The 12097-nt window shown below is 66.9% G+C and carries 10 protein-coding genes and 1 pseudogene; 4 read left to right on the top strand and 7 right to left on the bottom strand.

What is annotated here, in order from left to right; genetic code table 11:
* Positions 1 to 30 precede the first annotated feature (30 nt).
* The 6 genes from ACIPUB_RS17060 to ACIPUB_RS17085 form a co-directional block, all read right to left on the bottom strand.
* On the bottom strand, positions 31 to 1500 hold the full coding sequence (locus tag ACIPUB_RS17060) for an amino acid permease (protein WP_407608465.1): 1470 nt from the start codon (positions 1498 to 1500) through the stop codon (positions 31 to 33).
* A gap of 262 nt (positions 1501 to 1762) precedes the next feature.
* Positions 1763 to 2521 carry an ABC transporter ATP-binding protein gene (locus ACIPUB_RS17065; RefSeq protein ID WP_407608466.1) on the bottom strand — a complete coding sequence of 253 codons (759 nt, stop codon included), beginning with the start codon at positions 2519 to 2521 and terminating at the stop codon, positions 1763 to 1765.
* Positions 2518 to 3573: an iron chelate uptake ABC transporter family permease subunit gene (locus ACIPUB_RS17070; protein WP_407608467.1), complete on the bottom strand. Its 1056-nt coding sequence runs from the start codon at positions 3571 to 3573 to the stop codon at positions 2518 to 2520. Before ACIPUB_RS17070 ends, ACIPUB_RS17065 begins: the two co-directional genes overlap by 4 nt.
* Positions 3566 to 4606 (bottom strand): ABC transporter permease, encoded by a 1041-nt coding sequence (locus tag ACIPUB_RS17075; RefSeq protein WP_407608468.1) that lies wholly within the window; start codon positions 4604 to 4606, stop codon positions 3566 to 3568. The genes ACIPUB_RS17070 and ACIPUB_RS17075 overlap by 8 nt, the downstream gene beginning before the upstream one ends.
* A 28-nt stretch (positions 4607 to 4634) precedes the next feature.
* On the bottom strand, positions 4635 to 5579 hold the full coding sequence (locus ACIPUB_RS17080) for a siderophore ABC transporter substrate-binding protein (RefSeq protein ID WP_407608469.1): 945 nt from the start codon (positions 5577 to 5579) through the stop codon (positions 4635 to 4637).
* A gap of 364 nt (positions 5580 to 5943) precedes the next feature.
* Positions 5944 to 6744: an SDR family NAD(P)-dependent oxidoreductase gene (locus tag ACIPUB_RS17085; RefSeq protein ID WP_407608470.1), complete on the bottom strand. Its 801-nt coding sequence runs from the start codon at positions 6742 to 6744 to the stop codon at positions 5944 to 5946.
* A 230-nt stretch (positions 6745 to 6974) separates the two neighbouring features.
* Between ACIPUB_RS17085 and ACIPUB_RS17090 the strand changes: the two genes are divergently transcribed.
* Positions 6975 to 8021 (top strand): ABC transporter substrate-binding protein, encoded by a 1047-nt coding sequence (locus ACIPUB_RS17090; RefSeq protein ID WP_407608471.1) that lies wholly within the window; start codon positions 6975 to 6977, stop codon positions 8019 to 8021.
* Between the two features lie 55 nt (positions 8022 to 8076).
* On the opposite strand, the gene ACIPUB_RS17095 is transcribed toward ACIPUB_RS17090, so the two are convergent.
* On the bottom strand, positions 8077 to 8871 hold the full coding sequence (locus ACIPUB_RS17095; RefSeq protein ID WP_407608472.1) for an MBL fold metallo-hydrolase: 795 nt from the start codon (positions 8869 to 8871) through the stop codon (positions 8077 to 8079).
* A gap of 56 nt (positions 8872 to 8927) precedes the next feature.
* On the opposite strand from ACIPUB_RS17095, the gene ACIPUB_RS17100 reads away from it, so the two are divergent.
* The 3 genes and pseudogenes from ACIPUB_RS17100 to ACIPUB_RS17110 all read left to right on the top strand — a co-directional run.
* Entirely contained in the window at positions 8928 to 9986 is a 1059-nt protein-coding gene (locus ACIPUB_RS17100) for a FecCD family ABC transporter permease (protein ID WP_407608473.1), read from the top strand.
* Entirely contained in the window at positions 9983 to 11161 is a 1179-nt protein-coding gene (locus ACIPUB_RS17105) for a FecCD family ABC transporter permease (protein WP_407608474.1), read from the top strand. The genes ACIPUB_RS17100 and ACIPUB_RS17105 overlap by 4 nt, the downstream gene beginning before the upstream one ends.
* An 8-nt stretch (positions 11162 to 11169) precedes the next feature.
* A pseudogene (locus tag ACIPUB_RS17110) lies at positions 11170 to 11970 on the top strand (ABC transporter ATP-binding protein); the annotation flags it as partial.
* Positions 11971 to 12097: the final 127 nt, after the last annotated feature.

Raw genomic sequence — 12097 nt, forward strand, 5'->3', positions numbered from 1 at the left:
CGGCACAAGCGGTGTGGCGAGGTGAGTCACCTAGTTTTTCCGGAGCAAGTCCCAGTTGGCGGCAAGCTTCGAGTTCCGGCGCCCGTAGCCGAGGTAGATCGCGGCGCCGATGACCATCCACACCGCGAAGACCACCCAGGTGCCCACCCCGAGGTTGAGCATCAGGTAGCCGCAGAAGAGGATCGCGAGAATCGGGGTCAGGGGGTAGAGCGGAACCTTGAAGGTGCGCGGCAGCTGAGGCTGCGTGCGGCGCAGGAAGATCACCGCAAGGGAGACCAGCGAGAACGCGAAGAGCGTGCCGATGGACGTGGCATCGGCCAGCTGGCCCAGCGGCACCAGTCCGGCCACCAGGGCCACCACGCCGCCGGTGATCCAGGTCCCTGCGACCGGTGCGCCGTTTCGCGGGGAGATGCGGCCGAAGACCGCCGGCACCATGCCGTCGCGGCTCATCGCCACCAAGATGCGGGTCTGCCCGTAGAGCACCGTGATCACGATGGAGACGATGGCCAGCACGGCGCCGGCGGCAAAGAGCAGCGCCACCCAGCCCTGGCCGGTGACCTCCTCGAGCAACTGCACCAGCGCCGCTTCCTTGCCTTCGAACCAGGTCCATTGGCGGGCGCCGATCGCCGCGATGGCCACCAGGATGTAGAGGGCGGTGATGATGACCATGGACAGCACGATGGCCCGCGGCAGGTCGCGCTGCGGGTTCTTTGCTTCTTCGCCGGCCGTGGAGGCGGCGTCGAACCCGATGTAGGAGAAGAACAGGCGGGCTGCGGCCGCCGAAACCCCGGCGGTGCCCATCGGCAGCAGCGGATCGAAGTTCGACGAGGTGAAGGCGCTGAAGGCGATGACGATGAAGAAAAGAAGCACCGCGATCTTGATGAACACCAGCACGGTGTTGACCATTGCGGATTCCTTGGTGCCGCGCACCAGCAGCACCGTGGCGAACAGGACGATCAGCAGGGCCGGGACGTTGAACACCCCGCCGTCGGACCCCGGGGGATTGGTCAGTGCCGCGGGCAGGGCCACGCCCAGCGAACGGGCCATCTCATTGAGGTATTCGCCGGCTCCCACCGCAATCGCCGCGACGGAGACCGCGTACTCGAGCACCAGGCACCACCCGCAGATCCAGGCCAGGCCCTCGCCCATGGTCGCGTAGGTGTAGGTGTAGCTCGATCCGGAAACGGGCACCGCGCCGGCCATTTCCGCGTAGGAGAGCGCCGCAAAGAGTGCCGCGAGACCGGCGATGGCGAAGGAGATCCACACCGCAGGCCCGGCCATCGGCACCGAGGAGGAGAGCACCACGAAGATGCCGGTTCCCAGGGTGGCGCCGACGCTGATCATGGTCAGGTGCAGCAGCCCGAGCGTGCGGCGCAGCTTGGGTCCGTCGCCGGTTCCGTTGCCTGCCTCGGCGATGAAGGACTCGATGGGCTTGCGGGCTCCCAGTTGCTGGCGAAGCGTCGGACGCGTCGTGCCCGTTGCGATGTTGTGCGTGGTCATGTAGGCAATTTTTGCATTCTTCCAAGGCAGCGGATTTTGCGGCAAGGGGCCGCCGACCGCGCAAAAACCGCGCAATATGCAGGTCAATGAATAGTTATTAGTGTCGGATGTCGTCTCGCATTGTGGGCAAACTTACCCGAATTCCACCGAAATCCTGTATATGCACCCGTCCAAGGGGCGCCATTGAGGCATCCGAGGTTCCCTAAGCCTCGCGCAAAACCATTCATCCACCCGGAACCCCGCCGCATGGCGGCGCAGGCGATCAGGCGAAGTACACGCCGATCCGGTTTCCGTCGATCTCCTCGATGCGGATGTCGATGTCGTACACGTCGCGCAGCACGTCCCCGGTCATGATCTCAGCGGGCGATCCCTGGTGCACCAGCACGCCCTCGCGCATCGCCAGGATGGTGTCCGAGTAACAGGAGGCGAAGTTGATGTCGTGGATGACGATGACCACGGTCTTGCCCAGCTCGTCGGCCAGCCGGCGGATCATGCGCATCATCTCCACCGAGTGCTTCATGTCCAGGTTGTTCAGCGGCTCGTCAAGCAGGAGGTAGTCGGTGTCCTGGGCCAGCACCATGGCGATGTAGGCGCGCTGGCGCTGCCCGCCGGAGAGCTCGTCCAGGAACCTGTCGGCCAGCGGAGTCAGGTCCAACTGCTCCATGGCCTGAAGGATGTGCCGCTCGTCCTCGGCGGTGGGGTGGCCCCCGGAGTGCGGGAAACGGCCGAAGCCCACCAGATCCCGCACGCGCAGGCGCATGGTGATGTGGTTTTCCTGGCGCAGGATCGCCATCGACTTGGCCAATTGCTTGCTGGGCGTGCGCCCGATGTCCAGGCCGGCGATGGACACCGATCCGTTGTCCATCGGGATCAGCCGCGAAATCAGCGAGAGCAGCGTGGATTTTCCCGCACCGTTGGGCCCGATGATGGAGGTGACCCCGCCGGCGGGGATGGTGGTGCTCACCGCGTCCACCACGGTGGTCCCGGAATAGGACTTGGTCACCGAATCAATGCAAATCACTTCAGGGAACCCTTCAAGAGCAGGTACAGGAACAGCAGGCCGCCGGCGAACTCGATGATCACGCTCAGGGCCGTGGCGAAGCCGAAGACGCGCTCCAGCACCAGCTGGCCGCCGATCAGCGTGAGAGCACCTAGCAGGCAGACGATGGGGATCAGGGCGGCGTGGGAGAACTTGCGCACCATCTGGTAGGCCAGCGAGACCACCAGCAGCCCGAAGAAGGTCACCGGACCCACCAGCGCGGTGGAGACCGCGACCAGGATCGAACAGAGCACCAGCACCAGCGTGACGATGCGCCGGTGGTCCACGCCCAGGTTGACGGCCGTGTCGCGGCCCAGCGCCAGCACGTCGAAGGTCTTGCGAAGCTTCCACACCACCGCGGCCGCCAGCACCACGACGACGGCGGAGATTCCCAGCAGCACCGGTTCGACCTGGTTGAAGGAGGCGAAGAACAGATCCTGCAGCACGATGTATTCGCTCGGTTCCATCAGGCGCTGCAACAGCGAGGAGAATCCGCGGAAGAGCGTGCCGATGACGATGCCAACCAGTAGCATCAGGTGCAGCGAGCCGGTGCCGCCGGTGAACAGCCAGCGGTAGAGCAGCGCGGAGAAGAGCACCATCAGCGCCACCTCGACCCCGAACTTCAGCGACGGGGCGGCGGTGAGCAGCGTGGAGGAGCCCAAGGCGAAGACCAGCCCGGTCTGGATCAGGATGTACAGCGCGTCGAAGCCCATGATCGAGGGGGTCAGGATGCGGTTGGCCGTCACGGTCTGGAACATCAGCGTTGACAGGCCCACCGCGACCGCGACCACCAGCATGGCCCCGACGCGGATGCCCCGGCGGGTCAATGCATAGGCGATGTTCCCGCCCAGGTCGACGGTCATGAATGCGGCGATGCAGCCCAGGGTGAGCACAGCCAGCACGATGACCAGCGTTCGCGGGGACATGCCCCTGGGGGACAGCGCACCCAGCGTGAAGCCGGTGCGGCCGCGGCGCGGGGATGGATTCGGGCCCCCGGCGGCGGGAGCCGGTGCGGCGGAAAGGGTCTTAGGCATTGCGTTTCCTGGTTCTCAGCAGCAGGGCCAGGAAGATGGTGGCGCCGAGCACGCTCATCACCATGCCCACGGGGACCTCGTAGGGGAAGCGGATGGTGCGGCCGATGATGTCGCACACCAGCACGAAGCCCGCGCCGAAAAGCGCGGTCCAGGGCACTGCCCGGCGCAGGTTGTCGCCGAAGAGCAGTGAGACGATGTTCGGCACGATCAGCCCGAGGAACGGCACGGCGCCCACGGTGGTGACCACCACGGCGGAGATCAGCGAGACCAGCACCATCCCCAGGCGCATGACCGCTTTGTAGTTCATCCCCAGGTTGGTGGTGAAGTCGGCGCCCAGGCCAGCGACGGTGAACCTGTCCGCGGCCAGGTAGCCGGCCAGGGTGAGCGCCGCCACGAGCCACAACAGCTCATAGCGGCCGCGCAGCACCCCGGAGAAGTCCCCGATCATCCAGTTGCTCAGCGTCTGGAGCAGGTCGTACTTGTAGGCGAAGAAAGTTGTCACCGAGCCGATGACCCCGCCGAGCATGATGCCGACGATGGGCACCAGCAGGGTGTTGCGGGCCGGCAGCCGGCCCAGCACCGCCAGGAAGAGCGCGGTGCCGCCGAGGGCAAACACGCCTGCCACGCCCATCTTCAACATGATGGGGGCGGCGGGCAGCACGACGGTGACCACCAGGATGCCCAGGGTCGCCGACTCCACGGTGCCCACCGTGGAAGGCTCGACGAACCGGTTGCGCACCATCAGCTGCATGATCAGGCCAGCCACCGCCACCGCGGTTCCGGCCAGTACAACGGCCAGGGTGCGGGGCACCCGGGAGATCCACAACAGGTCCCAGGCCTCCGGGTCGCCGGCCAGCAACTGCGGCAGGGAGACTTCGGAGACCCCTACGAACAGGCTCACGACCGCCAGCAGCAGGACCGCGACGGTGCCCAGAACCAGCCACGCTGTTTCCGAGGGTTTTTTGGAACGCCGAACGGCCACCGCGGGAACTTGCTCCGCGGCGGCCGTTCGGCTCAATACTGGTGCGCTCATGATGTGGAAGGCGTCGTCGAGGCGGTGCCTACAGGGCCGAAGCGACCTCGTCGATCATCGTCGCGGTGTTGTCCAGGCCGTATCCGATCATGTACCAGGCGTTGGAGTCCAGGCCCACGATCTTGTCGTTCTTGGCGGCGTTGGTGGAGGCGACCAGCTCGTTGTCCAGCACGGCCTTGGCGGCCTCGCCCGAGGTTCCCATGGCCGAATCGCGGTCAATCACGTAAAGGGTGTCGGGGTTGTTGGTCTTCAGGAACTCGAAGGAGATCGACTCGCCGTGTGAGCCCTCCGACTTGATGTCGGCAACCGTGGACACGCCCAGGACGTCGTGGATCAGGCCGAAGCGCGAGCCGGCTCCGTAGGCGGTCAGTTCGCCGCCGGAAGTCATGATGATCAGGCCCTTGCCTGCGTTGGCGCTCTTGGCCTTGGTGTCGGCGATCTTGGTGTCGAGCGCCGCGAGCTTCTCATCGACCTTGGTTTCGACGTCGAAGATCGTCCCGATCTTTCCGGCCTGCTCCTTGAAGGAATCCAGCGGCTTGGCGGCGTCCACGGTCAGGTCGACGGTGGGGGCGATCTTGGACAGTTCCTCGTAGGAGGCGGCGGTGCGGCCGGTGATGATGATCAGGTCCGGGTTGCCGTTGGAGATGGCCTCGAAGTCGGGTTCCTTCATGGAACCGATCTTGGTGACGGCGGCGTCGTTGTACTTGGCCAGCGATTCCGGGTACTTGGTTTCCGGGACGCCGTCGGCCTCGAGGCCAAGGGCCGTCATGGAGTCGAGTACGCCCAGGTCGAAGGTGTAAACGGTTTCCGGGTTGACCGGAACCTCCGTGGTGCCCTGTGCATGGGTGATGCTGACGGTCTTGCCGTCGGCGGCCGCGGCATCGGCCTCGGTGGATCCGCCGCAAGCGGTCAGTGCAAGCAGGGATGCGCCGGCGGCAAGCGCGCCGAGAACGACGCGAACAGGGGTCTTCACGATGTTTAACTCCGATGGTGGGGCTGCTGATCGAGGCGCCCGGCAATTAGCGAACTACCTCGTTGCGTTAATGAACTTGGTTGAAACGCTATAGATAAGGCATGCCTATCAGCAAACCGGTCAACCGCCTTGGGTTGATGTCGCGGGCTGCTCGGGAGGCAAGGGTTGCCTAATGTCCACCGTCAAGACGGGGAAAATGGGCACTTTTCGGTACCGAAAGTAATCTCCGTCATATTGCTTCAAGCGTCGCCATCATGACGTCACCATGCGTGGGGATCCAGGCCGTGGTGCTTCGCGGGTCCGCTTGCGTCGAGGCTTGCGGGACCGGGGATCAGGGCAGGGAAAAGCGGGCAGAAGTTGGAGTTCAGCGCCCGCGCCGGGCCAATCGCTCGACCAAGGCGTCGGGCGCGATCCGTGCCAAGGTGATGGCGATTTTGTAGCGCTTGGAAGGGATCGATATGGATTTGCCCGCTTCACTGTCGCCCAGGGCTCGGCGCACCACGTCCGGTGCGTTCAGCCAACCCCATGCCGGAATCCTGGACTTGTCGGCACCCATGCGGTCGTGGAATTCGGTGCGCACGAAGCCGGGGCACGAGGCGGTGACAGAGATGCCGCGGTCGGCATAGAAGACGTTGGCCCACCTGCTGAAGTTCACAATCATGGCCTTCGCTGCCGAGTAGCTCCCGCGCGGGGTGAATGCGGCAACCGAGGCAACATTGATGATCCGCCCGCCGCCGCGGGTGCCCATGGCGTCGATCGCCGCATGCATCAGGACCAGCGGCGTCTGGGTATGGATGCGCAGGTGCGCCAGCTCTTCGCCGAGATTGTTGTCGGCAAAGTTCCCGCGCAATCCGAACCCTGCGCTGTTGACAAGTAGTGACACGGGGCTTGATTCCAGGGCGAGGCGGGCGGCAACTGCCGCGGTCCCCTCATCGGTTACCAAATCCGCGGCCAGTACTTCCACATGGACGGCAAACTGCGCGTGCAGTCGTGCTGCGACCTCATCCAGACGGATCTTGTCGCGGGCGACGATGACCAGGTCGTGGCCTTGCGCGGCGAGCTGCGTGCAGAATTCGGCGCCCAGCCCCGCCGTAGCCCCGGTGACCAGGGCCGTGCCGCGGCTGCGATGCGGATTCGTGGTTTCCGGCGGCAATATTTCGTCCATAGAGTGAGCCTAGTCACCAAAGGTTGGGTTGACGTGCGAAATGACGGGAATTTGTCACCCTAAGTCGTGACTCTGCATGACCAATTAGGGCCGAGTCGTGTTGCGTATTAGGTTTTAGTGAGGTTAGCCTTACTCGGCGGGCCATTGTGAATTGGCTCATGACCGGACCTGCCAATCAAGCTCTGACTCCCTCGTTTTCACCGCTGAATCGCAAAGGATTCCACACTCACATGAAGTTCACTCGACGCGCCGGCCTCATCGCCGCAGCAACAACCGCCCTTGCCTTGACCCTTAGTGCCTGCGGCGGATCCGCCGACAGCGCCCCTGCGAGCAGCAGCGCCGCTGCCGGCGCAACATTCCCGGTCAGCATCAAGCACATCTACGGCACCACTGAAATCACCGAAAAGCCCGAACGCGTCGCGACGCTGTCCTGGGTCAACGCAGACGCCGTCTTGGCGCTGGGCGTGGTTCCGGTCGCCATGGCCGAAGACGTCTGGGGCAACAACAAGCAGGGTTCCACGGACTGGAAGGACGTCAAGCTCGAGGAGCTTGGCGCCTCGATCGGCACCGAAAAGGCACCGGTTCAGTACTCGGAGGCCGACGGCGTGAACTTCACCGCCCTGGCCGAGGCACAGCCCGACCTGATCGTGGCCGGCTACTCGGGCCTGACGAAGGACGAATACGACAAGCTCTCGAAGATCGCCCCGGTGGTGGGCCCGGTGTCGCCGAACTACACCAGCAGCTGGCAGGACGTCACCTCGGCCGTGGGCCAGGCCCTGGGCAAGGAGGCCGAGGCCGCCGCCGTCATCGGGGACGTCGAAGGCAAGCTTGCCACCGCCGCCGAGGCCAACCCGGTCTTCAAGGACACCACCTTCATCGCCGGCAACCTGGAGCCCGCCGATGGCGGGATCAACCTCTACGCCACTGGCGATTCGCGCCCGCGATTCCTGACGGCCTTGGGTATGAAGCAGTCCAAGATGGTTGACGAGAACGTCAAGGAAGGCGAGTTCTTCCTGCCATGGGCAGCCGAGCGCGCCAATGAGCTCGAATCGGACATCTTCTTCACCTGGGTCCCGGCCGGATCCAGCACCGACGCGATCAAGGAAAACAAGCTCTTCTCGCAGATCCCCGCAGTGTCCAAGGGCGGCCTGGTCGCAGCGGCCAATGACATGGAAGTGCTTTCCATCTCGGCGGCATCGCCGCTGTCGGTTCCCTACGCCATCGACAAGGTCGTTCCGGCACTTGCTGCCGGCGCGCAGGCAGCCACCGGCAAGTAACCAGTACCCGGCACGCACTCACCGGCACCCAATAGGCGGGAACCACCACGCAATGTCAGAATGCTTCGAACCGGCCGAGGTAGTGCAATTGCGCTGCCACCGAGATCTCGGCCGCCCGGCGCACCAGCGGATGCACATCCGCGTAGACCGCGTCGGTGACCTGGGCGATGGTGGGCTCCTGGCCGGAACGGCTCCGGATCTGCGCCAGCGCGGCGCGGATCTGGGCCAGTCGTTCGTGCCGGTGCGCGCGGTACTCGCGCACGATCCCGTGCAGCGACCCCAGCACCGGGCCGTGCGCGGGCAGCACCAGCGCATCCGGTGCGGCCTCCAGCTTGTCCAGCGAGGACAGATAGTCGCCCAGCGTGCCATCGGGAGCATCGAGGATGGTGGTGCCGCGGCCCAGGATGGTGTCGCCGGTGAGCATCGAGCCGTTGGCCCCGTCGTCGGGCAACAGGAAGCACAGCGAGTCGGAGGTGTGTCCCGGGGTTGCCAGGACCCGCAGCCGCAGGCCGGCCGCATGGATTTCCTCCCCGTCCAGAAGCACCTCGCCCTCGCGGCAATGCTCGGGCAGGGCGGCGCGCACGGGAGCGCCGGTGAGCCGGTGCAGCGTGTCGATGCCCTCGGTGTGGTCATGGTGCCGGTGCGTGATGAGGATCAGCTCGACGGATTCGGCGGCCAGCGCCGCCAGGTGCCCGGCGTCGTCGGGACCCGGGTCCACGATCACCGCGTGTTCGGATCCCTCCGCGCGCAACACATAGGAATTGGTGCCTTCCAGCGACATGGGGCCGGGATTCGGCGCCAGGCGGAAGGCTGCCTGGCCGGAGGCCACGGTGGCTTGCTGCATGCTCATGGCCCCCAGTCTAGGGCCACCGCGCTTCGCCCCGTCCGAGCTCTGGCGGCGAAGCGATGAGTGCACCCGTTGACACCGCGAACTCCTCGGCGGGTTCCACCCGGGCCGGGCGCGGGGAATCGTCACTGCGCGCCCCGGCGATCGGCCTGGGGTTGCTGGCGGTCCTGGCGCTGGCTGTCTTCCTCTCCCTGCTCATCGGTGCGCGCCCCCTCGCTCCCTCCACCGTCTTCGACGCCCTGGCCAACCTGGATCCCGCCAACGGGGACCACGCGGTCATCGCCTCGCGCATCCCGCGCACCGTCGCCGGGCTGCTGATCGGCGCCGCACTGGGGCTGGCCGGGGCCGGGATGCAGGGCATCACCCGCAACCCGCTTGCCGACCCCGGCATCCTGGGCGTCAATGCCGGTGCCGCGCTGGCCGTGGTGTTGGGCATCCACTTCTTCGCTGTGTCCACCTTGCACGGCTACATTCTTTTTGCGTTCGCCGGTGCCGCGGGGGCCTCGCTGCTGGTGTACCTGGTGGCCTCGCTGGGCCGCGACGGCGCCACGGGGCTGAAGCTCGCCCTGGCCGGTGCGGCCATGGCGGCCGGCCTCGGATCGTTGACCAACGCCGTGCTGATGGTCGGCCAGGAGGCCTTGGACCGCTTCAGGTTCTGGCAGGTCGGCACGCTCGGTGCCAGGGAAGTGCCCGAGATGCTGTCGGTCGCACCGTTCCTGGCGCTCGGCGCCGTCGCGGTGCTGACCGGTGCCAGGCTGTTCAATGCGCTGGCCCTGGGCGACGACTCCGCGGTGGGGCTCGGGTTCCGCCTGGGCCGCGGCCGCGCCCTTTCCGCCGCGGGGGTGGTGCTGCTGTGCGGCGCCGCCACCGCACTGGCCGGGCCCATAGGCTTCGTCGGGCTGATCGTGCCCCATGCCGTCCGCGTGCTGGCCGGCGGGGACTACCGCTGGCTGTTGCCGCTGTCCATGATTGCCGGCCCGGTGCTGTTGCTGCTTGCCGACGTGGTGGGCCGGGTCATCGCCCCGCCGGCGGAAATTCAGGTTGGGGTCATGACAGCGGTGCTGGGTGCGCCGCTCTTCCTCTGGCTGTTGCGCCGCGGAAAGAAGGTCACGCTGTGAGTCGCCAGATGATCGCCGGAACCGGCCGCGCCGCCGCCCCCGCGCCTGCGCCGGACCCCGCGGTGGAACCCGCCGAGGTTGCGCCCGCAGCTCCCGCTCCCGCGCCGGTCTCCGGAGCGGTGCCGAAGCCCCGGCGGGGGCCCCGCTTCCCGCCGGACACCGGTGGCGTGCGCCGGCCGCGCGGCAAGCGCCGCCCGGGGCCGGTGGCCCGCGTGAACCTGCTGGCCTCGGCCGGCATCTTGGCGGCGGTGGTGCTGAACCTGGTGGCAGGGCGCCACCCCTTTGCCGTGGCCGAGCTGTTGTCCGCCCTGTCCGGGGAGCGGGTCCCCGGGGTCTCGTTCATGCTCTGGGAGGACCGGTTGCCACAGGCAGCCGTCGGCGTGCTCGCCGGTGCGGCGTTCGGCGCCTCCGGGGCCATCTTCCAGCGCATGCTGCGGAACCCTTTGGCCAGTCCCGATGTCATCGGTGTCGGCTACGGGGCCAGCGCCGCCGCGGTGGCGGGTATGTTGTTCTTCGGTGCCCAGGGAATCGGGCTCTCGCTCATTGCCTGCGCCGGCGCCTTGGCCGTCGCCCTGCTGATCTACGCCATCGCCGACTCCGGCAAGCACACCGGGGCGCGGCTGATCCTGGCAGGGATCGCGGTGGCCGCGATGCTGCAGGGAATCATCCAGTACCTGCTCACCCGCACCGACGTGCGCACGGCGGGGGACGCGCTGCGCTGGCTGACCGGCTCGCTGTCGGCCAGCACTTGGGAACGGGCGGGAATGCTGGCCGCCGCGCTGGCGATCCTGTTGCCGCTGCTGGTGCCCGCCGCCGCAAAGCTGCGGATCCTGGAACTGGGCGACGACACCGCCGCCGGGCTGGGACTTCACGTGCGGGGCACCCGGCTGGGGCTGATCCTGCTCGGGGTCGGACTCACGGCGGTGGCCACCGCGATCACCGGCCCGTTGGCCTTCGTCTCCTTCCTGGCCGGGCCGCTGGCCCTGCGCCTGTGCAAAGGCCGCAGCCACCTGGGTTCCGCTGCGCTGGTCGGAGCGCTGCTGGTCACCGCGGCGACTTTCATCGCCACCAACATCCTGCACGACATACAATTGCCAGTCGGCGTCGTCACTGGCGCACTGGGAGCACCATTCCTGATCTGGGTCTTGGTGCGCGCCAACAAGGAAGGAAGCTGAGAGCACGCATGGCACTTCTCGAAGCACAGGACCTCACACTCGCCTACGATTCGGTGAGCATCGTCGACGAGCTCTCGTTGGAGCTGCCCAAGGGCGAGGTGACGATCATCGTGGGCGCCAACGGCTGCGGAAAGTCAACGCTGCTGCGCGGGCTCTCCAGGCTGCTGAAGCCCGCCGGGGGACAGGTGCTGCTGGACGGGGAGGACATCCACTCCCGCCCGGCCCGCGAGGTCGCCAAGATGCTGGGGCTGCTGCCCCAAACCCCCACGGCACCCGACGGGATCACGGTGCGCGAGCTGATCGGCCGCGGCCGCTACCCGCACCAGGGCTGGTTCAAGCGCTTCTCCGCCCAGGACGAGGCGGCGGTGGACCGCGCCATGAACCTGACCGGCACCACGGACCTGGCCGAACGTCCCATCGACGAGCTCTCCGGCGGCCAGCGTCAGCGCGTCTGGATAGCCATGGCCCTGGCCCAGGAAACCGAGCTGCTGCTGCTTGACGAGCCGACCACCTACCTGGACGTGGCGCACCAGCTGGAGGTGCTCGATGTCATCTCCGAGCTCAACCGTTCCCGCGGCACCACCGTGGTGATCGTGCTGCACGACCTGAACCTCGCGGCCCGCTACGCCGACCACCTGGTGGCGCTGAAGCACGGCAAGATCGTCGCCGCCGGGCACCCGGCGGCGGTGGTCACCGAGGACATGGTCAAGAACGTCTTCGGCATGCCGTGCCGGGTCATCCCGGATCCGGTGGCAGGCACCCCGCTGGTGCTGCCGATAGGCCGGCACCGGGTGCTGCGCGCCGAGTCGGTGCTGGCCTCCAAGGGCATCTACCGCACGCAGAACCCCGATGCCGGGCTCGAGGCCGGTTCCGTGGCCCCCGTTCCCGCACTTGACCCGTCGCCGGCAACCGGCATCGGGGGCCCCGGCGGGGGGG

Source organism: Paeniglutamicibacter sp. ORCA_105, assembly GCF_045798545.1.
Classification (GTDB): domain Bacteria; phylum Actinomycetota; class Actinomycetes; order Actinomycetales; family Micrococcaceae; genus Paeniglutamicibacter; species Paeniglutamicibacter sulfureus.